Origin of the sequence: Sphingopyxis terrae subsp. terrae NBRC 15098 (genome assembly GCF_001610975.1) — a bacterium.
In the GTDB taxonomy this organism is placed as follows: Bacteria; Pseudomonadota; Alphaproteobacteria; order Sphingomonadales; family Sphingomonadaceae; genus Sphingopyxis; species Sphingopyxis terrae_A.
In genome coordinates this window covers 929,112-948,444 of sequence record NZ_CP013342.1, presented here as the reverse complement: position 1 = coordinate 948,444, position 19,333 = coordinate 929,112, and the positions used below count along the sequence as shown (strand labels likewise).

Annotated in this window: 17 protein-coding genes; 11 read left to right on the top strand and 6 right to left on the bottom strand. The window is 61.9% G+C overall.

Features of this window, described 5'->3' with window-relative positions:
• Window positions 1–807: 807 nt before the first annotated feature.
• Window positions 808–1,521, bottom strand: coding sequence for a hypothetical protein (locus tag AOA14_RS19655; RefSeq protein WP_202988390.1), 714 nt, complete (start codon window positions 1,519–1,521; stop codon window positions 808–810).
• A 221-nt stretch (window positions 1,522–1,742) separates the two neighbouring features.
• On the opposite strand from AOA14_RS19655, the gene AOA14_RS04595 reads away from it, so the two are divergent.
• The 4 genes from AOA14_RS04595 (at window position 1,743) to AOA14_RS04580 (ending at window position 5,979) form a co-directional block, all read left to right on the top strand.
• Complete coding sequence (locus AOA14_RS04595; RefSeq protein ID WP_062900954.1) at window positions 1,743–2,624, top strand: 3'-5' exonuclease; 882 nt, start codon at window positions 1,743–1,745, stop codon at window positions 2,622–2,624.
• A 272-nt stretch (window positions 2,625–2,896) separates the two neighbouring features.
• Window positions 2,897–3,397: a hypothetical protein gene (locus AOA14_RS04590; RefSeq protein ID WP_062900953.1), complete on the top strand. Its 501-nt coding sequence runs from the start codon at window positions 2,897–2,899 to the stop codon at window positions 3,395–3,397.
• An 86-nt stretch (window positions 3,398–3,483) separates the two neighbouring features.
• Complete coding sequence (locus AOA14_RS04585) at window positions 3,484–4,332, top strand: 3'-5' exonuclease family protein (RefSeq protein ID WP_062900952.1); 849 nt, start codon at window positions 3,484–3,486, stop codon at window positions 4,330–4,332.
• 231 nt (window positions 4,333–4,563) lie between these two features.
• Window positions 4,564–5,979: a DUF2779 domain-containing protein gene (locus AOA14_RS04580; protein WP_062900951.1), complete on the top strand. Its 1,416-nt coding sequence runs from the start codon at window positions 4,564–4,566 to the stop codon at window positions 5,977–5,979.
• Between the two features lie 171 nt (window positions 5,980–6,150).
• Here AOA14_RS04580 and AOA14_RS19650 read toward each other — a convergent pair whose 3' ends face one another.
• Complete coding sequence (locus AOA14_RS19650; protein ID WP_202988389.1) at window positions 6,151–6,609, bottom strand: hypothetical protein; 459 nt, start codon at window positions 6,607–6,609, stop codon at window positions 6,151–6,153.
• Between AOA14_RS19650 and AOA14_RS19645 the strand changes: the two genes are divergently transcribed.
• The gene (locus AOA14_RS19645; protein WP_202988388.1) at window positions 6,592–7,068 is read left to right on the top strand and encodes a hypothetical protein; all 477 of its coding nucleotides are present in this window, start codon (window positions 6,592–6,594) and stop codon (window positions 7,066–7,068) included. The genes AOA14_RS19650 and AOA14_RS19645 overlap by 18 nt on opposite strands.
• Complete coding sequence (locus AOA14_RS04570) at window positions 7,061–10,339, top strand: DEAD/DEAH box helicase (RefSeq protein ID WP_062900949.1); 3,279 nt, start codon at window positions 7,061–7,063, stop codon at window positions 10,337–10,339. The genes AOA14_RS19645 and AOA14_RS04570 overlap by 8 nt, the downstream gene beginning before the upstream one ends.
• Before the next feature lie 76 nt (window positions 10,340–10,415).
• Here the strand turns inward: AOA14_RS04570 and AOA14_RS04565 are convergent, their stop codons facing one another.
• The 3 genes from AOA14_RS04565 to AOA14_RS04555 form a co-directional block, all read right to left on the bottom strand.
• Complete coding sequence (locus AOA14_RS04565; RefSeq protein WP_062900948.1) at window positions 10,416–12,398, bottom strand: site-specific integrase; 1,983 nt, start codon at window positions 12,396–12,398, stop codon at window positions 10,416–10,418.
• A gap of 414 nt (window positions 12,399–12,812) precedes the next feature.
• Window positions 12,813–13,616, bottom strand: a complete 804-nt coding sequence (locus AOA14_RS04560; RefSeq protein ID WP_238929728.1) for a tyrosine-type recombinase/integrase — start codon at window positions 13,614–13,616, stop codon at window positions 12,813–12,815.
• A 304-nt stretch (window positions 13,617–13,920) separates the two neighbouring features.
• On the bottom strand, window positions 13,921–15,258 hold the full coding sequence (locus AOA14_RS04555) for a glycine zipper 2TM domain-containing protein (protein WP_062900947.1): 1,338 nt from the start codon (window positions 15,256–15,258) through the stop codon (window positions 13,921–13,923).
• 62 nt (window positions 15,259–15,320) lie between these two features.
• Here AOA14_RS04555 and AOA14_RS04550 point away from each other — a divergent pair, with 62 nt between their 5' ends.
• From AOA14_RS04550 to AOA14_RS19640, 5 genes are all read left to right on the top strand, one after another.
• Window positions 15,321–15,629: an alpha/beta hydrolase gene (locus tag AOA14_RS04550; protein WP_062900946.1), complete on the top strand. Its 309-nt coding sequence runs from the start codon at window positions 15,321–15,323 to the stop codon at window positions 15,627–15,629.
• 146 nt (window positions 15,630–15,775) lie between these two features.
• Window positions 15,776–16,051 (top strand): hypothetical protein, encoded by a 276-nt coding sequence (locus AOA14_RS04545; RefSeq protein ID WP_062900945.1) that lies wholly within the window; start codon window positions 15,776–15,778, stop codon window positions 16,049–16,051.
• A 171-nt stretch (window positions 16,052–16,222) separates the two neighbouring features.
• Complete coding sequence (locus tag AOA14_RS04540; RefSeq protein WP_202988387.1) at window positions 16,223–17,014, top strand: DUF1206 domain-containing protein; 792 nt, start codon at window positions 16,223–16,225, stop codon at window positions 17,012–17,014.
• 41 nt (window positions 17,015–17,055) lie between these two features.
• Window positions 17,056–17,322: a hypothetical protein gene (locus tag AOA14_RS04535; RefSeq protein WP_238929727.1), complete on the top strand. Its 267-nt coding sequence runs from the start codon at window positions 17,056–17,058 to the stop codon at window positions 17,320–17,322.
• 149 nt (window positions 17,323–17,471) lie between these two features.
• Complete coding sequence (locus AOA14_RS19640) at window positions 17,472–17,618, top strand: hypothetical protein (protein ID WP_202988386.1); 147 nt, start codon at window positions 17,472–17,474, stop codon at window positions 17,616–17,618.
• A 235-nt stretch (window positions 17,619–17,853) separates the two neighbouring features.
• On the opposite strand, the gene AOA14_RS04530 is transcribed toward AOA14_RS19640, so the two are convergent.
• Window positions 17,854–19,281 carry a L,D-transpeptidase family protein gene (locus tag AOA14_RS04530; RefSeq protein WP_238929726.1) on the bottom strand — a complete coding sequence of 476 codons (1,428 nt, stop codon included), beginning with the start codon at window positions 19,279–19,281 and terminating at the stop codon, window positions 17,854–17,856.
• Window positions 19,282–19,333: the final 52 nt, after the last annotated feature.

Sequence of the window (19,333 nt, the reverse complement as noted above, 5' to 3'; positions counted from 1 at the left end):
GTCCGATGTATGAAAGCGAATTTTGGGAGTAACAGGATCAAGATTTAAGGGGGAAACTCGATTGGCGTTCCCCCCATAAATCACCTTCATCAACATGTGCCCCATATTTACCCAATTTTTTGAGCGTATTTTTTTTATCGTCGAAGCAGGAAACCCGCATTCTACCAATCTGATGCCTTTCGAACACAATTTTTTAGGCGCAATACCTCAATGTTGTGGCAAGCCTCCAACATTGATCTTTAGGCGCAATACCGTAAATTTGTGGCGGAGCCACATCTTCACCGTCAGGCGCAATACCGCAAACGTTACGCGCTGCGCACGTAGTGTTTGCTTTAGCCCGTCGGGCAGAGGTTGCACTCTGCGCGAGCGAAGGGTCCTAACTATCACCTCCATGCGGAGGCTCGGATCGGGGCGGCACGCCCCTCGGGTTGCGCCAGACCTGACGGTCGGCGCTTTGCATGCAGATCGATCGCTTCAGCGCTCTGGAGCGAAGACTCCTGGAGATGGGAAAAGGAATCTGCATCGAGCAGTCCGTCGCCGGCCGAGCGCTCGGTGCCCACTGGCCATTATTTGTCGTCCAACTCCCAATGCCTGCGCGCTTATCGGCAATCGAACCTAAAAAGTCCGTTTCCCTATCTGACGGCCTACGAATGTGACCGGGATGGAAAAGCTGCCGCAACCACATCTCGTGCGGTCCTTCGCTGTCGAGCCGTTCACCTCTGGCCACGCTCAGGCCAAAGGCGTAATTGCAGCGCGCGGCAAAAATGCGCGTATGGCGACGCGCTTTTTTCAGCAGGCGGAGGATGGCTATAAGGCCGCAGGCAAATGCCGACAATCTCCCCCTGGAAAATCTGCGCCGCCTGAAGGATCGGCTCCAGCCAATCTGACGTCCACACGATCCGTTACCTCGGTCATCGCGTCGCGAAGTAGCGAGGCGTATGGCACGAGCAGTTCCGACTCATTGCGTCCAACAAGAAAGGCAGCGACGTCCTCGCACTCCACTTGCATGGAGACAATCATCGGCTCCCGCTCGATGCCCCATCGTTTAGGCCAGTCTAATGCATAAAATTTGGCAATCTCGAGGTCCAACGTCCAGCTGATACCCTGCGCAACCTCGTCGATGCTGCCGGTCCCTCCCCGGTATGCGGTGAGGGGGAATTCCATTGCCTCGAACTTCTCCTCCTCTTCGGGGGTCATCAGGCTCGGTCCCCAGTCTTCGGCAAACTCGTCCATGTCGTCGCCCTCGCCGTGCATGAACTTGCTCACGAAGGACCCGCGTCTCATCCCACCCAAGTATGGTTCGCTTTCCCAAGCCTGCCGTAGTGCGCCGCTGGCCATCGCCCGGTTCAGTGGAAGCTCGAACTGCCATGCCCGGATGATGTTGGAAGTGAGACTGAAGCGCGCCCCATCATCGACGCGCTGGAAGATTGAGACGCCATCGGCAAAGTCCTTGTTCCAGCCCTTCGCACCGCGCTTTGCAGGACGTTCGAAGTCCTTCCATTGTTCGCTGAACATAAACACGCCTGAAACTCCATCTTGCTTGGTTCGAAGGCCAGCTGGCTTCCCTTACTTGTGCCACCTGCCGTGCTACCGGTTTAGGCATTGACGCTGAAGAAAGTGCGAACGCTTCATGGGTGTGCTCGGGATGGAAAAGCTGCCGCGACCGCGTCTCCTGCAGCCGGGTGAAGAGGGGAGGAAAAAGCTTCGCCTCCGCTCGGCGGTTAGCAAACAGGAGAAAATCCATGACCATCCATAACGACGTCGCCTCGTTCGAGGCGGCGCTGCGGCTCTGCGCGTCGTGCGCGGATGTCCGCATCCTTCGGCGCGTGCGGCCGATTGCCGAACTTGTGAACGACGGACCGCCAATTGGACGGACGCGGCGCATAGCGATCGTCGATACCGAAACAACCTCGGTCGATGTCCAGACCGCCAAGGTCATCGAAATCGCCGCCGCGGTCGTGCTGGTCGACGAAGCCGGAGAAATCCGCGCCATCGATACAGCGCTTCGCGGCCTCCGCGATCCCGGTATTCCGATCCCGGCCGAGGTGCTGCGGCTGACCGGAATATCGAAAGACGACGTGGCAGGGAGGGGCCTGAACGTGCCGCGCTGGGAAGCACTGCTCGGTGGCTCTGACCTGATTGTCGCGCACAACGCGGCCTATGATGCTCCCATTGTTGAACGCCTGTTGCCCGGGATCAAGGGGCATGCCTGGGCCTGTTCGATGCGCGAAATCGATTGGGCGGCGCATGGGTTCGATGGCGCAAAACTCGGTCACCTCCTCATGCAGATGGGTTACTTCAGCACCGGGCACCGGGCGGACGCCGATGTGATCAGTCTCGCGCATCTGCTGACCTATCGTCCGGACGGCGCGCGCGCGCTGATCGCGGAATTGCTTGCGCGGGCCGCGCAGTCGTCGCTGCGGATCGAGGCGACGGGCGCGCCGTTCGACAAACGCCATCTTCTCAAGGCGCGCGGTTATCGCTGGGATGCGCGTGAAAAGGTGTGGTGGCGCGAGATTGCTGAAGCGGCGCATGAGGCGGAGGCTCTATGGCTCTCGCGCGATGCCGAGCTTCGCGCCACACCGCGCGTGACCCAGCTCAGCTGGCATACCCGTTATCGATAGATGGGAGGGCCTCGCTGCTCCGGTCCCCCTCAGCAGCGAGGCCAGCGAGCGTCCATATCCCAAAACGCTTCGCATGAAGGGGAGGTCGCAATCTCTTCCTTCAGCGAGCGGCTTAGCCTCAAATTTTGAACATCCGGTAAATCGACGGCCTCAGGCCATTGCATGGCGCCGACAGGCGCAAGCCACCGCCGATGCGGCGGGATTGAGCACCGTGAGAGAGCGGAAAAAGGCTCCGGCCAAAGCGGCCGTCACCCAAAAGTAAGGAATATTGCATGAACGACACCATGATGCAGGCGCTGCAGCACGAGAAGCACGCTTGGGCTCTGCGCCACGAAATGGGCTTTCCGGCGGACCACAAGCTAACTCCATCAATCGAGTTCGGCACCGGTGGCGCGATCGACGGCGGGATCGTGCGCGAACTGGTTCTCCGCGCGATGCTGCTGGGCCAAGACATCATTTATGCGGGTCAGGCCCATGTCGGCATGTCCCAGCCGCGAGAATATCTGGCAGTCATGCGCAACCAGCATTTGATCCACATCTTTCGCTGCCGACCCTGGTCCGGCGACAACAATGCGCCGGTCATACTGGTGTCGGAGTGCGGAAAAGTTGCGATCCGGCTCGGCAACGACGGCGCGTTCGAGTGTCTGGCGGGTGCGCCCTCCGACATCGCGGGCGGACATCGGCGAGCCTTGGCCCGCATAGAACGCGTCGCCGCCAAGACGCGCTCTCGGATCAAGGCGGCCATGTTCCAGCCGCGCTCCAGCGACGATTAGTCTGGGTCGGTTTTGGCACCCATCATTCTCCAAACCATTGAACATCGCGGCAGGCCGAGCCTGCCGCGCATTCCAAGGAAATATCCATGAAATACGAACCCCGTATCGGCGTTGAACGCCGACCGCGCAGCTATATCGTGCTGGACGTCGAGTCCGCCGTCATCGATGAAAGCGGCCATCGCCGTTACCAGGCCACGGAGAGGTATAGCCCCGGTAACGACAACAACCGGCCCGCGCGCCGCGGTTATACGCGCAGCGAAGATCCACTGACCTGCCCGCGCTGGGTGTTCCAGACCATCGTCACCGCCTCTATCATGGTGCTCACCGAGCATGCCGACGGTAACCTGGATATCGCGCAGTTCGTGACGCTGAGCCAGCCGGACCATGACGAGCGGGCGATCGTGGCCGGTCTGTTCCAGTTGCTGCAGACCTGGCCAGACGCCGAGCTCGTGACGTGGGCGGGCATGGTGCACGACATTCCGCTGATCATGATGGCCGCCTACAAGCACGGCCTGACTCTTCCCCGCAGCTGGCGCTGGCTGTCGTTCGGTGGCAATGATCCTGCTCGCCATCTCGATTTCGCTCGCATCGTGACCGGCGGGTTCAAGATGAAGCCGATTCATCTGGCCGAGGTGTTAGCTGCGCTGGATATTCCGGCCAAGATGACCGCACCGGCGTTTGCGGTCACGGGGCTCATTTACGCGGGCGCGTGGGATGCCGTGCAGGAAGCCTGCGAATGCGACACCATTGGCGTTGCGTTGCTACTCGCACGGTGGCGGCGGTGCCATGATGGTCGCGCCAATATCAATGTCGCCACAGACCGCCTCCTCCGCCGGATCATCGAGCTGCGCGAGGGACGCGGCTATGTTGCAGAACTGCAAGCGCGACGACGACGATTTCTTGTCGAAGCAGGTCGTCGGGCGATGGCTGCTTGATTTCGTCCTACGCGCCTCAAAGCAGACTTCGGTCCTTGCCGCTTAACTGCGGTAATGCTGGGCGCGTTCGGCCGCTAGCCGTTTGGTCCGAAATGAACATAAGCTGCATTTCCCATAGGATGACCCGGCGATTTGTGGTGGAATGTGCTCGATCCATCCGGATCAAGCTAGACTGTTGATCAGCCGTGATCGACAAATCGGGGGGAGGGGCGATCGCAAGGGGACGGGGCGATGATTCAGATCAGCAAATCGGATTTTCTTGAGTATCGAAGCTGCGCCAAGGGGTGGTGGTTGAAACACCGCAAGCGCGACGCCGTGAACTGGCCGGCGCCCAGCGCCTTCGATCGCATGCTCATGGCGGACGGATATTTGGTCGAAGCCCAAGCGAAAAAGCTCGTCGCAACATGGCCCCATCATGACGACTGCACCTTCCAGCGGGTCTTTGACGCAGGCTCGCTCTATGCACGCGCGGATCTCGTCCACGATCTTGGCGGAGGCGTGATCGACCTTTACGAAATTAAGGGGTCGACGTCTTTGAAGAGCAGCAGCGGGCAGGACCATGTCGACGACGCTTGCTTCCAAACCTTGGTGGCCGAGCGCTCGGGGGTTAGTGTGCGCTCGGTTTATATCATGCATGTGAACGGAGAATATGCGCGCGACGGCGCCATCGATCCTGCAGCGCTGCTCGTGATCGTCGACGTCACGTCCGAGGTGCGAGCACGATCAGCCGGGATCAATGAGGAGATCGAAGCGGCGATTGCCCTCATCAGAGTCGATCTGATCGACGAGCAGGGATGCACCTGTCGACACATCGGTAAGGCGGGCCACTGTGCATCCTTTGCTTATTTCAATCCCGATATCCCCGAAAACTCGGCCTATTTGCTGCCTCGTATCTCGCGAAAGCGACTTGAGACGCTCGACAGCGAGCAGCGCCTTGCCATCGACCATGTCACGGAAAAGGATGTGACCCCGGCGCAGCTGCCGATCTGGCGTGCGCTCGCGTCAGGGGAGCCGCTGATCGACCACGAGGCGATCGGCGCCTTTCTTGAGCCCCTGCAGTGGCCGCTCCATTTTTACGATTATGAGACCTTCGCCGCCGCCGTTCCGATCGCCGACGGACACCAGCCGCAGCAAGCCATGCCGGTCCAATTCTCGCTCCATCGGCTGGCGGCCGACGGCAGGCTTGAACACGCCGAGTTTCTGGCAGACGGACCAGGCCAGCAGGCCGATCTCGTAGCGGCCATGCGCGCGGCCTTCATGGACGAGGGAAGCGCGATTGTATGGAACAAAAGCTTTGAGAAGGGATGCAACGACCGCATGGCAGATCTCCTGCCCGACGCCGCGGCGTTTCTTGCCGGGATAAACGAGCGAACAGTCGATCTCATGGATCCATTCAAGGCGCATTATGTCCACCCCGGATTTGGGGGTTCGACATCGATTAAGAAAGTGCTGCCCATCCTCTGCCCACATCTACAGTATGATCCGAGCGCGGTGCATGATGGAGCCGGGGCGATGGAAGCGTGGATCCATATGGTCGAGACGTCCGATCCAGCAGAGCGGACCCGCCTAGCCACCGAACTCAAAAATTATTGCAAGCTCGATAGCCTCGCGATGGTCGAAATTTTCCGAGTTTTGCGAGCCCTGTAACTTCATAGAGCGCCTTGGCTATCTTATGGCGAAAAGATTGTCGCCATTGACAAACCAAATAATACACAATGCAATGGAAGATAGATTGCAGATTTTTACGAATTTTATACTTGAACCTGCGCAGGGATTTTTCGGCGTGTGGCTGGCGGGATGGAGTTGGCGGAGGCGATACTATATGCGAAGCGTGAAAGTCATCGCCCCGCAGAAGCGAATGCTGAAAGATCGATCCGGGGATAGAAGCTGAACGTTATTGATGCTGCACATGTCGAGATCGACGACGATGTGACCGGCATCCGCTGGACGGTGCCGAAGAAAAAGAAGCTTGCGCGCGTCATCGCGGTTATCGCGCTGGGGCAGGTCCATCATGCAGCGCGGATCATCGAAGATCTCGAACCTGACAGTGCGGCTTATTCCCACGCGGAGCTGGTTGCCGCGGCAAGGGCGCAGATGGGCATTCGGGGCACCACTTTCCGCCAGCGCCTCGCGTCGCGAGCTCATCGCGACGGCTTTCTCTTCGAATGCATTTCGTGGATTGCGGCGCGCCAGAATCTCGACGCGCGATCCTTTCTGAAGGACCCCCATCTCGATGCAACCTCGCATGGCCTCGATGGCTTGATCGTCACGCTGCATGCTGAAAAGCCAGAGGTCGTCAATGCGACGATCTGCGAGGACAAATGCACGGCAATGGCAAGAACCCTGTTTCGACGGGACGTTCTCCGCGCATTTGGTGAGCATCACGCGAACAAGCGCGGGCGCGATCTGGTGGCTAATGCCGCTGCGCTGATCCGCGAAAGCGGGCTGGACGGGACGCGGGCGACCAAGGCCGCGGCACGCGTGCTCGATCCGAAATATCGCAGCTATCGCGCTGCGCTCACGACGGTGGGTGTCGACGATGCGCCTGCGCGCGCGGCATTGTTCAAAGGCTATTCAAAACTGGATGGTATCGAGCAACGCCAGCGTATCGGCGTGACCTTTGTGATCGACAGCCATGTAAGACGATGGTTCGACGGGCTTGCCCGGCATGTGATCTCCGCGCTCGACGATTTCGAACAGCAGTTTGCGGCAGACGACGAGGACGACGATGTTTGATAGTCGCACGGCCGCGCTGCTCGCCGCGGCCCCTGATTTGCCCGGGCTCGACGCCAGCGATCTGCCTGCGATGCTGACGCGGCATTATGCGGCATTGGTGTCGCAGCGCCTCGAGGGAGAGGAAACGGTCGACGTCGCGCGCGATGAGGCTTGGCCGGTCGAGCGTATCGCTGACGTGTATGAGATCGTCGCGTCGATTGAGGAGGATGAAGAGATGCGCCGCGCGGCGGCGTTTGTGGCGGGAACCGCCCAGCAGATATTGGCGCGGAGACGGCCTCAGCAGCTTTCGCCGCAGAACAAGATGCTGGCCCCGGCCATGCCGGTGGATCGCGACGGGGTCGATGCTTCGGTGGCCGCGGCATTGCTCTTTTTGTCAGCCGAGCAATATGCCGACGCGCACGAAGCGGGCACGGCGATCGTCGAGCTCGCCGAGTCGAGGGTCTTGCCCGAGGTGGGCGAGATCACGCGTCTTGTGCGACAGCTGGCGCGCGGGGACTTGCATGCGATCACCGAGCGGGCGGCGCGCGACCAGAAAAGAGAGCCTACGCGGCCACCCCCGCGGCGGCTCGAAAGCAGGGCATTCACCGTCCTACTTGCAACCCTGTCTCGGGGTATCGAACACCTCGCGCGTCACATGTTGGCGATCGAGACCGAAGATGACGAACTTGAAGCAGCGCAGACCCTGTTCCGGAAGGTTCAGGCCTATTGCTCTTCCGCTAATGAACGCAGCGTTTCCGGCTCCGGCCTTGGCGAGCCCGCCGATTTCCGATCGATCGGCCTTACGGTTCATTACGCAGGTCCCGCGCACCTCGCATCGCTCCTCCTCTCAGCATCGCGTGGTATTGCCGAAGCCTCTCTTACCCGACTTCCGGCGCCTGCCGGTGCCGATACGGGCTTCTGGAAGCGTTGGCTGGGGTTTCGAGCGAAGAGCACGCCCTATGTCTGGCGCAATCATCGGGAGGCAATCGGGCGAGGCTTCGAGCAAACGGGAAAGTCGGCGGTGCTCGTCCTGCCAACCGGGGCAGGCAAAACGACTGTCAGCGTTCTAAAGATCGCCGGAACTCTAGCGCGCGGAAAGAAGGTCATCTTTCTCGCGCCGACGCACGCGCTTGTCGATCAACTCACGACCGACCTTCAGGCTCTATTCCCTGCCGACGAATTCCAGCTCGAGATTTCCAGTGATTTCGACGCCCTTCTTCTTGACGACGCGCAGCTCCAGAATATCGAGGTCATGACGCCCGAACGCTGTCTCGCGATGCTGTCGTTTGCGCCCAAGGCGTTCGCACAGGTCGGGCTGCTCGTGTTCGACGAGTGCCATCTTCTTAGCCCGTCGCGGAAGATAGGCCGCGCGCTCGATTCAATGCTGTGCCTGCTAGCTTTCCAAGCCGCGGCCCCCGATGCGGACCTTCTTCTCCTTTCGGCAATGCTCAAGAACGGCGACGAGCTTGCAGAGTGGATCGCGGAACTCACCGAGCGACCGTGCGAGGCGGTCGATCTTTTATGGAAACCGAGCCGGCAGGCGCGTGGGGTGGTAGTCTATGACGCGGACGATATCGATGCGGTCGAAAGCGCAGCTGTTTCGACTCAGGTCGCGCTCGACGTGGCCAAGGGCAAAAAGTCCTTAGGGCTTCGCGCGGCGGCGAGGCGCAAGCTTGTCGCAAAGCCTTGGGTGCTGTGGGGCCTGCAGCATAATTGGATGCGGGGAAAACCTGCGGTTAGTCTGACGCGGGTGACCGACGGCGCATTGGAATTGGCCGGGAATACAGATGGCAACCGGATTTGGGCGACGCCGAATTCGAACAAGACCGCGGCTGCAATCGCGCGCGGTGCCTGCGACGCGGGACTGAAGACGATCATTTTCGTCAACACGAAAGCCGACGCGGTTCGCACGGCCGCCGATATTGCCGAGCATTTGGAGGCAGTGCGACTCAATGCGGACGATCGGCGGCTCCTCGATGCAATCGGCTTGGAGCTGGGGGACGCGCGACACGCGATTTTCGGGAACGAGGGGTATGGCGCGGTCCCACATAATGCAGCGATGCTTCGTCTCGAGCGGATGCTGGCTGAACAATTGTTCAAGCGGCGAAGCGGTGCGCAAGTCATTGTGGCGACGCCAACCTTAGCACAAGGCCTCAATCTTCCAGCCGAGCTTGCGATCCTTGCCGGCGACAAGCGCAGCGGTGATGACGGCGAGCGTGAGGATCTCGAAGCGCACGAGCTTCTCAATGCCGCAGCACGAGCCGGACGCGCCGGGCATCTTGCAAACGGGGTTGTCCTTCTCATTCCCGAGCCGCTCATTAAATTCAGTCCGGGGAGCGATCTCAGCAAGAAACTCCGCAACAAGCTTCGATCGGTGCTGCCCGAAGACGATCGGTGCATCACGATCGTCGATCCGCTAGAAACCGTTCTCGATCGTGTGATGGCGGGCCATTTGGAAGATCGGGATGTTCGATACACCATCAACCGCGTCGCGGCGCTCAGCGCAGCCGACGGCGACGCTATCGCGCCAACCAATCTCCTCGTGCGATCTTTTGCAGCCAGTCGCGCCCGTAAGCAGGACGAAGAAGCAACATATATGGCCAAGGTAGGCCTTCTGTGGAGCGCGGCCCGCGCCGTCGTTGAGAAGGTGCCCGACGAGAAAGCGGTGTTGCTGGCTTCACAGAGTGGTCTCGCGATCGATCTGCTCGACAGGCTGCGCCTGCGGCTGCTTGCCGATTCAGGAGCACTTCCCGAAACCATAGCCGGCTGGCTCGACTGGATGCTTGATTGGCTGAAGGCGGACACCGACGCGCGTCACGATCTCTTTGTCGATACACAGCGTGCGATCAATGCGGCCATCGGGCGCCATAGCGAGCGGGCCGTCGATCTCGAAGCGATCGAGCGCCTGCGTCCGGCTGCGCAAGCCTGGATCGCCGGTGAACCGCTCAACGCGATCGAACGGAAGCTTGGTGGCAATCCCGATGGAACGAAAACGGCGGAATGGCAGCTCGGCCGCGCCAGGGAGTTTGCTGGCACCATCGTGCCGCGTAGCCTTTCATTCATCGCGGGCGTTGTTGCTCGCCTCACCGAAGAACTTAAATTGCCGGAGCAGCAGCTGACAATGAGCCCGGGCATATTGCAGGGCCTCTCGGCAGCCATCCGTAAAGGGTTCGATACTCCCTCGAAGCTCGAATATGCGAACGCGAACCGGGCGCTTATCGGCCGCGTTGAAATACATCGTAGCTACAAGGAGTTTTGGACGATCATCGAAGAGGATTCCGAAGATAATTGAGGCCTCTCGGCGAAAAGTCCCCCGTTTGCCTGGCGTGGCACCGGGCCTTGGCGGTTCCCGGTGCCCTCGTGAAGTTTCAATTACTGAGCAAATCGTTATGCTGGCGCGCTCGGCGAGGTCTCCGCTTTGCTGGCGGTAGCAGCGAAATCGGTGCAGCTTCAAGGTGCTCCGTAACCACCGGCACCTTTGCCACCGCATCGCGCAAATGTGCGAGGCGCGTGGCCTTGGAATAGCGGCCGCCCGTTTCGGAGCTGATCTTATGGCCGACAAGGTCAGCGCGCACCTCTTGATCGACCATGTTGGCTTTGAGTTCGTCGGCCAGCGTGTGGCGGAATGAATGCATGGCCTGCCCGCGCTCTATGAAAGGTAGGCGCGATGCAATTTTGACCCAGTGCAGCTTGTAAAAAGCATCGCCCAGCGTTCCCTTGCCACTCTCGGCGGTCAGCTCGGGAAAAAGCAATGTCTCCCCGGCATCGCGCATTGCCCTCACATAGTCCGGCAGGCCCAGTCGCACGAGCTCATCCGCGAAAGGAACGAGTCGGTTCGATGTCTTGGTCTTGAGCTTCCGAACCGTGTTGTCGCGGATATTGAAATGCCAAATGCCATCTTCCTGCTCAATATCGGCCAGCTCCAGCCCGCAAATTTCCTCACGTCTGAGGCCGGTATACCAAGCGATCAATGGCACAAAGTAACAGGCGTCGTGGACGATTGTCTTGCCCGGCGCGAACCTGCGGCTGATCGACGCGCTCCCCGACCATGGCGCCAAGCCGAACAGCTGTCTGCCCTCTTCGATGGAATAGGTATCGCGGAGCGTGCGGGGGTCGCGGTCATCGGCAATGATAAAGGCGGAATAATCGAGGTTCACGATATTGTGATGCCGCGCGAACCAGTCGGTGAGCTGGCGCAGAAAGCCCCAATGCCGGTTCGTCGTGCCGATGCCGAGGCCGATTTCCTCCTCAGAGATTTTCTTCGCCCGCACGAGCGCGTCGGTCTGGTCCGCAATCTCCTGGATCGTCATGGTTCGATGCTTCGGGGACTTGCGGAAACTCGGACCATGCAGCCGGTTAAAGTGCGCGTTCAGCTTGCCGAGATCGATGTCCGTCACACTGGCGAGTGGCCGTCCTTCCATGATTTGCTCGAGCAGGAGCGCCGGCAGCTTGAACTGCTCGCGGGTTTTCTCGGTCCAACTCGGTCCCTTCTTGCGCGCGTTGCCGTCAAGACCGCCGGTGCGCGGATTGGCCTCGATAAAGGCAGCTGCGGCTTCGGACGGTGTCATTGTGCGCCACGGCGACGGGGATCCGTCGGTAGCGTTGATAAGCGCATCGGCGGCCGGAGGTCGTGGCGCCGACAGGGCCGGCGCCGGTGCGGGCGCGACATAGGGCGCGGGCGGGGCCATGAGGGCTGGCAGGTAAACCGCACCGGGATTAGCGACGATCTCGCGATATTCCCTGATCGCCTGAACGCTGGCCTGGTGGATGATGCGCTTGGCCATTTGAAGATTGAGCGGCGACAGCGGGATTTGCAGGTCGCTGAGATGGAGCGGCGCTAAAGCGTTGGCGTCCTCACCGGCGAGCGCGCCGATATAGTCTTCCCAAGTCAATATCTCGATGGGCGGTTCTTCGCCCGTTTCCGGATCCTCCGGCGGGATACGGATCACAAGAAGCGGACCCGTCTCGCCGTTGCGCGCAAGGTCGCCGCTGACAGCTTCGCTTAAGTCGAGGTGGGTTTCGAGCGCCTCTTCCGGGAGCTGGTCGCCAAGATCGGCGAGTTGCAATTGCGCGTGTCCGGCTTCGAGGCGATCGCGCTCGCGGAGCATCTGACGCCGAAAAATCTCGGCCCGTTGATCGGCGGTCAATCCATCGCGGTTCATCGTCTGCATCATGCTCATGCGTAGCGCTTCGCTCTTCACGACCAGCGTGGGCGTCATGATCCGCGCCCGGCAGTGGTCCGTTGTCCGAAGCGACAAGCGTATCCGGAAAGGCTTATCGTTGCCTAAACGGATGATGCGGCGGAAATAATAGGTTCCGTCCTTGCGGATGCTGTTTTGGATGCGCGTCATTGGCCGTGGCCCCCTTGGAAGCACCCCGGCGTGGCGACACCGGAGAAGGTGAGGGCAGAAATTCCTTTATTTCAAATAGTTATGCCTGAACTGGCTGAGTGTCCTGCCGCCCCAGCCAGCCGGTGTTTTCAGAAGCGCTCACTAGGCCGCAGGGCGTCTCAGCTAAATCAATAGAAACAATGAGTTATCTTGAGACGGAATCGTATTTCCGCTCAGGTCGTCCCCTTGCAGCTCGACCCGTTTTTGGTCAATTTGTTGGTACGCATTTCGCGCTTACCAACAAATTTTCCGTGCGCAGGATTCGAAGTTGCAGCCACGGGGGAAGGTACCAACATGCTTACCAACGTCGCGCTCAAGGCGCTCAAACCCGGCCCCAAACCTTACAAGAAGGCAGATGGCGGTGGGCTGTTCGTTCTAGTCCATCGGCACAGCGACGGCAAAGAACAGTTCGATGCGGTGATGTCGGCGGTCAAGGCATCGCCCGAGCTGGTGGCGCTTGGCAAGGATGTGCGGCCCAACGCGCTTGTCGATGTCCGCGGCCTCGGCGGCCTCGACGATGACGCGGTAGAGCTGGCGGGTGCTGATCGGAGCCGCGGCGCTCTGTCCGGGGAAGAGCCAGCCATCGGGAACGAGGATGCCTTGCTGTCGTCCGGCGCGCCACCAGTCGCGCAGGAGCAGGAGCAGGCCTTCGGGCAGCATGTCGTTGCGGTAGCGGCCGCCTTTACCGCGCTCGATCCTGAGCAGCATCCGCTTGCTGTCGATATCGCTGACCTTCAGCGCCGACACCTCGGCGACGCGCAGGCCCGCGCCATAGGCGACCGAGAGCGCGGCCTGGTGCTTGAGCGAGCGCGTTGCATCGAGCAGGCGCTTCACCTCGGCCATGGTCAGCACGACCGGGATCTTGCGAACCTGCCTGGTGCGGACGAGCTTGCGCGCGAGATCGGGGCGGTCGAGCGTGTGCGTGAAGAAGAACCGCAGCGCGCCGACAATGCTGTTCATGGTCGGCGCCGGGACGCCCGCCTGTCGCTGCTCGATCTGGAACTGCCGGATATCCTCGGCGCTGGCGGTGTGGGGCGAGCGCCCCAGCCAGGTCGCGAACCGCCCGACGTCGCGCAGATAGTTACGCTGCGTCTCCTTCGAGAAGCGGCGCATGGTCATGTCGTCGATCAGCCGCTGGCGCAGCGGGCTGATCGGGCCAATCTGGATAAGCTCGTTCATCGTTCGACTCCTCACGTAAAGGAGTCGAAAGGGTCTGCCTCTGGGGCCGCCCGCGTTCAATCAGGCGCGGCGCTCGCTGGGGCTCTTTACATCGAGGCTAGCACCCATCCGCGGAGCGGTTCGTGCATCGGCCAGCCGCTGCTTTGTTGAGCTTTACCTAATCTGCATGAAATAGTTCGAGCGGAGCGGGGCTCCCGGCTCGAGACCCCCGAATGCCGCCTCGAACATTTCGTCGCCGAGGGACGATAGGCTGCCGCCCCCGCACCGAGCGGAAGCGGCAGATCCCCTTTAATGGGCGTTCGTTTTACTGCGGGTTGAGCCGCAGGCGAAGATTCAGGCGATCAATCCTCGATTGCAGCGCGGCTTCGTTGCGTGCCGACAACTGATCCATCCGGTCATGCCGCATGGCTCGCTCGCTGGTTCGAATGGATCGCAGCTCGCGGGTGGCACTGATGGCCGTCCGGTTGTCGATCGTGCGCTCCGACCGGGCGGTGCGGACATATTGGTCGAGGTTGGCGAGCTGCGAGAGAATAGCGGGACGGTTCGTCCCATAGTCGCTGCCCTTGCCCTCGCGCCCGGTAGGAACCCAGCGCCCACGGGCGTCATAATAACCGGTCGTCGTGCCGGCGTTCCATCGGCCGTTGCGATCATAATAGCCCGGATGCGGATCGGCGACCCAATTGCCGTTTGCATCGCGGCGTCCGTTCGCAGCACCGGCAATCCAGCGACCGTTCATGTCATAATGGCCGACGGTCACGCCCGCTACCCAGCGACCGCGCGGATCGTAATGGCCGCTCGCCGCACCGGATATCCAGCGATCATTGTCATCATAATAGCCCGCCGAGGAAGCCGGTATCCACCGGTTCTGGCCGTCATAGCTGCCGCTCGCGGTGCCGTCCTCGCGCTGGGGGATCCAGTTGCGCCGCTCGTCGTAATAGCCGTTCGGGGTTCCGGTGACCCAGTTGTTGTCGCGGTCATAATAGCCGGTGGCCCGGCCGCGCGCGGTTGAGGTCGCATGCCAGGCGCCGGTGGTGTCGTAATAGCCATAGGCATCGTCGCGGCGATTTTGCGGTGCGGAGGCAGCCGTTCCGACCCAGCGTCCGCGATCATCATACCGGCCACCGGCCGAACCCGGCACCCAGGTGTCGTTACGGTCGTAGTAGCCATTCGCCGATGCCGGCACCCATTCGCCGCCCGATCGATAGTCGCCTTCGCCGCGACTGGACGCCGCATAAGTGACCCAGCGACCATCGCTGCCATATCGGCCGTTGGGCGGGCCATCGACCCATATGCCCTCGCGATTGTAATAGCCGCGGGCATCTGAGGAGTTCACGCCCGTGGCGTGCCAGCGATTCTGATCGTCGTAATAGCCGAAGGCGTCGCGGCAATCGCGCGTCGGCTTGGCGATCTGGTTGGCGATAACAGCTCCGGCGGCAGCGCCGACCACGGTGCCGACCGCCTTGTCGCCGCGTCCCGCGACGACGTTACCGAGCACCCCGCCGGCTGCCGCGCCACCGATGGTGGCGACGACGCGCGTCGAGCGCTGTTCTTCGCAGGTCGCCTGCGACTGCGTTCGTGCGCCGGCGACGGACGGAACAAGGGCGATGGCGGCGATATTCGCCGCGAGAATAAACCTGTACATTTGGGGGCTCCTGGAACTGGCAAAATGCCGATCTTGCGCTGGTCGGCTTCAGCCAGGGGACGATGATGGCGCTCCACGTCGGGCTGCGCCGGCCGCGCGCAGTCGCAGCCATCGTGGGTTATTCTGGGATGCTCGCCGGCACGCTGGGGCTGGGGCATGACGCTCTCCCCAAACCCCCGGTCCTTCTGGTGCACGGAACCGCGGATCCGGTGGTGCCGATTGCCGCGCTCCATATGTCCGAGAGCGAGCTCAAACGTCTCGGGATCGATGTGACGACGCACATCTCTTATGGTGTCGCGCATAGCGTCGATCCCGTGGGCCTGCGCCTTGGGCGAGATTTTGTTGCGGACGCCTTCGCTCACTCGTCCTGACGGAGCCCGGTCCTCTGGACGCAAAGCTTTACGCGGCGCCGCCCATTGGCGCCCGCCTTCGTCTGGCTCGCTCCCTCCGCCTGCGCCGCGTGCAACGCAATCCCGCGCCCTGCGTTTGCGATCTGGTTCAAACAGGGAGTGACATTATGAAGAAGCTTTTGATCGGTCTTGCCGCCACCTCCGCTCTCGCGCTGGGCGCTTGCCAGAGCCCAGCTGCCGACAAGGTGGAAGACCAGGCCGAAGCCAAGGCTGAAGCCATCGACGACCAGGCCGACGCAATGCCCGAGGGTCCCGCGAAGGAGGCCATGGAACAGAAGGCCGATATCGTCGAAGAGAAGGGCGAGGAAAAGGCGAACGCCATGGACCATAATGGCGAGATCGCTCCGTCCGAAAGCGGCGTTGGCGACACGCAGAAAAAATAAGCCTGCCTCCCCTAAAGGGCAGGATCAAGGGCGCCGGTCTCCGGCGCCCTTTTCTTTTTGCGCGAGATCCTTCTGCAGCGCTTGCATGTCGCTTGCGTGCCCGCAGCGCGCGCCGGAACAACGGCACGCGCGGGACGTTCGACCTGCATCACCATCATGGGAGCAGGCGCGATGAACAGACTGAGGCACCTCGAGACCTTCGCCCGCGCCGGGTGGTGCGCGCGGGGCGTCGTCTATTGTCTTCTTGCCGCTTTTGCCCTGACCGGCGCGGGTGCTTCGGACGCCAGTCCGCAAGGCGTGTTCCGCTCGGTTCGCGACATGCCGGCGGGCATGCTGCTGCTCCTGCTGCTCGCTGCGGGGCTTGCACTCTACGGCGCCTACCGGCTCTACGGCGCCGCGCTCGACAGCGAAGGCAGGGGCAGCGATGCCAAGGGCATCGCGATCCGCGTCGGCTATGCCGCAAGCGGGCTTGCCCATTTTGTGTTGGCCTGGGCGGCGGCCCGCCTCGCCTCGGGCGAGGCATCCAGCGGCGGCCGTGAGAAGGAAGCGGCGGGAATGCTGCTCGATATGCCGCTGGGCGGCACCCTGCTCGGCTTGATCGGTCTCGCCTTTGTCGCGGCCGCGGCTCAGCAGGCGACCAAGGCCTGGACCACCGAGTTCATGCGCGACCTCGCGCCGGGAGCGCCGTCATGGGTCGTACCCGTTGGACGCGCCGGTCTCGCGGCTCGCGCGGTGGTGTTCGCAGTGATCGGTATCTCGCTCGTCAAGGCGGGGTGGTTCGGATCGGCGGGCGAGGTCAAGGGCCTCGGCGATGCCTTGTCCTCGCTCACCGAGAACAAATGGCTCTATCCGCTCGTCGCCGCGGGCTTGTTCCTGTTCGGCGTGCACAGCTTCGTCGAGGCGCGCTGGCGCCGGATCCGCGACGAGGATGTGGTGGCGCGCCTCAAGTCTGCCGCGCGATAGGCAAGTGAGCGCTTCGCTGCGGCATGCGATGGTCCCGGAGTATGGCTGTGGGTGAAGATTATGCTCGCGGACAGCGCGACGGCGTCCGTCTCGCGCTCGCTGTGCTGGAGGCCGAAGAGGCGAAATGGGCGGCGCTGCTCGGCGAAAGCCGCTCGTGGCGGACCAACCGGACCCGCGAAGTGCGGCACAAGGCATTGCAGGTCGCGCAGAGGCGCGTGCAGACGCTGCTCAATCGCCTGTCGCCGAAAGGCGCCATTGCCGAGGTCGATAGCGAGCTTGTCGCGGCTCTCGAAAAAGCGGGTCTCTGACGGCGATCGGTCGTGTGTGCGCATGCGGGCGAAGACGCGCATTCGCGCCACATGTCCGCCGTTTCGACAGCTCGTCTCGCTCCCGAAAAATCCTTTTGGGAAGGGAACTTGAGCATTGTCAGAAGGTTCACCATGGCGAGGAGTCGACGATGAGCCGTGACCGGAAGCCCGAAGGAAAATATGACCGCGTTGCGCCGCCGCTGCCGCACCCGTCGTGGCGGCACGAGCTGCCTGCCGAGCGAGAAAAGCCGCGGCGGCTGACCGGGAAGGAGTTCTGGGACCGTCTCGAATTGTAGAGGCGGGTGCGAGGCGGCTCGAGACGAGACCATCCGTCTTTTTTGTCGCTTCGATACAAACACGGCGCCGCTGGTCGGTCTAATCGCACCGGGCGACCCTGAAGAGCTCTTCCTCCTGCGAGGACAGATATCTTCATCTAGCGCCCGCCGGTTCACGGGCGGGCGCTATTTTTTTGGGTGGAAGCACGGCTGCGGGATCCGGTGTTCGCTGTTTGCCCGCGATGTCTTGACCGGGTCAGGGCCCGACATCTGACCCCGATGGACGAAGGCGATGGCCTTCGCTGGCGGGGAAGCCGAGCGCGGCGGACACACGGTCGTTCCACCCATAGGGATCGGCGCGGATCACGGGCTCGCCCGCTTCGTCGAACAGGACGGTCTGATAGGTCAGGCGCACCGGTATCGCCTTGGGCAGCGGAACGAAGCTTTCCTTCCCCATGGCGCGCGCTTTCTCCCACTCGGTCGATATGCCCTCATCCCTCGCAAGCATCGCGGCGAAGCCCAGCGCATCCTCGACGCGGACGCAGCCATGACTGCGCTGGCGCTGCACCTCGCTGAACAGCTGCTTCGCTGGCGTGTCGTGAAGGTAGATCTGATGCTCGTTCTGCATGTCGAACTTGACGAGCCCGAGCGAATTCTTTGGTCCAGGCTTCTGGACGATCCAGCCGTCCTCCCACATCATATTGTTGCGGCGAAGATAGGCGGACCCCTTTCCTGCGATCTCTTTGCTCTGGATCGAGCGCGGGACGGTCCAGGTCGGATTGGCGACAAGCCGGTAGATCGGCGATCCGAGCTGCGGCGTTTCGGTCTCGGGTTTGCCGACGACGACCTTGCGCGTGTCCGCGAGCTTGCCGTCCCGCCAATAGGCAAGCCGCGCCGAGGCGAGATTGACGTCGATGCGATTGGCGGGCGGATTGCGATCGAGCCAGCGCATCCGCTCCATCGCGACCGCTAGCGTCCGTGCCCGGTCGCTGTCGGAGAGGTTGAGGATCTCAAGCGCCTCTTTCCCGATCACGCCATCGGGCTTGATCCCATAATCGGCCTGCATGCGGCGCACGGCGTTCACCATGTCCGGGCCATAGGTCTCGCTTTGTGCCGGCGGTCGCTCGAGATAATCGGACGCGACGAGCTGCCGCGCGATCGCGGGGATGCGCGGATCGTTCGCGCCGGGATTGAGCGGCTTGGGGGCGTCGGGGATGGCCGCCGCCGGGGCGTCGCCCGGTTTGCGGAGCGCGAGATAGGCCTTCGAGAGCGCGCGATAGGTGTCATCCTGCGGCACGAGGCCCGAGAGCCAGTCGTCGACCTTGCCCTTGGCGAGCGCCTCGGCGAGGCCAGTCTTGAGATTGGGGTCCGGCCGCGGGATGGTGTAGATGTCGCTGAGCTTCGCAGGATCGGACGCGCCGCGGGCGAGTGCGGCGGCGTAGCCGAGCGCGCTCTGAGTGAGCGCGGCCTGATCCTCGGTATTCGAGGGCACCTCGAAGCGCATCCGGTCGAGCCCGTGCGCGGCGCGGCGATCGATCGCCTTGCGCAGCTGTTTGGCCGTCGCGTCGGTCCAGCGGGCATTTTCGGCGGTTACGCCCGATTGGGAGGAGTTGGAGGAGGAATTACATCCGGAAAGCGAGAAGGAAAGGGCAAGCAACGAACAGGCAATCATACCGTAACGCACATAATTCTCCTCAAGGGGGCTTAGACAGCTAACCCTGGAGTGCACGGGAGCG

Bases quoted from the DNA above. Each gene is read 5' to 3' on its own strand.
- AOA14_RS04590 (WP_062900953.1), top strand. From the start codon at position 2,897: ATGAACGACACCATGATGCAGGCGCTGCAGCACGAGAAGCACGCTTGG.
- AOA14_RS04550 (WP_062900946.1), top strand. From the start codon at position 15,321: ATGATGGCGCTCCACGTCGGGCTGCGCCGGCCGCGCGCAGTCGCAGCC.
- AOA14_RS04585 (WP_062900952.1), top strand. From the start codon at position 3,484: ATGAAATACGAACCCCGTATCGGCGTTGAACGCCGACCGCGCAGCTAT.
- AOA14_RS04595 (WP_062900954.1), top strand. From the start codon at position 1,743: ATGACCATCCATAACGACGTCGCCTCGTTCGAGGCGGCGCTGCGGCTC.
- AOA14_RS04540 (WP_202988387.1), top strand. From the start codon at position 16,223: ATGAACAGACTGAGGCACCTCGAGACCTTCGCCCGCGCCGGGTGGTGC.
- AOA14_RS04570 (WP_062900949.1), top strand. From the start codon at position 7,061: ATGTTTGATAGTCGCACGGCCGCGCTGCTCGCCGCGGCCCCTGATTTG.
- AOA14_RS04580 (WP_062900951.1), top strand. From the start codon at position 4,564: ATGATTCAGATCAGCAAATCGGATTTTCTTGAGTATCGAAGCTGCGCC.
- AOA14_RS04535 (WP_238929727.1), top strand. From the start codon at position 17,056: ATGGCTGTGGGTGAAGATTATGCTCGCGGACAGCGCGACGGCGTCCGT.
- AOA14_RS04545 (WP_062900945.1), top strand. From the start codon at position 15,776: ATGAAGAAGCTTTTGATCGGTCTTGCCGCCACCTCCGCTCTCGCGCTG.
- AOA14_RS04555 (WP_062900947.1), bottom strand. From the start codon at position 15,258: ATGTACAGGTTTATTCTCGCGGCGAATATCGCCGCCATCGCCCTTGTT.
- AOA14_RS04560 (WP_238929728.1), bottom strand. From the start codon at position 13,616: ATGAACGAGCTTATCCAGATTGGCCCGATCAGCCCGCTGCGCCAGCGG.
- AOA14_RS19640 (WP_202988386.1), top strand. From the start codon at position 17,472: ATGAGCCGTGACCGGAAGCCCGAAGGAAAATATGACCGCGTTGCGCCG.
- AOA14_RS19650 (WP_202988389.1), bottom strand. From the start codon at position 6,609: ATGCAGCGTGACGATCAAGCCATCGAGGCCATGCGAGGTTGCATCGAG.
- AOA14_RS04565 (WP_062900948.1), bottom strand. From the start codon at position 12,398: ATGACGCGCATCCAAAACAGCATCCGCAAGGACGGAACCTATTATTTC.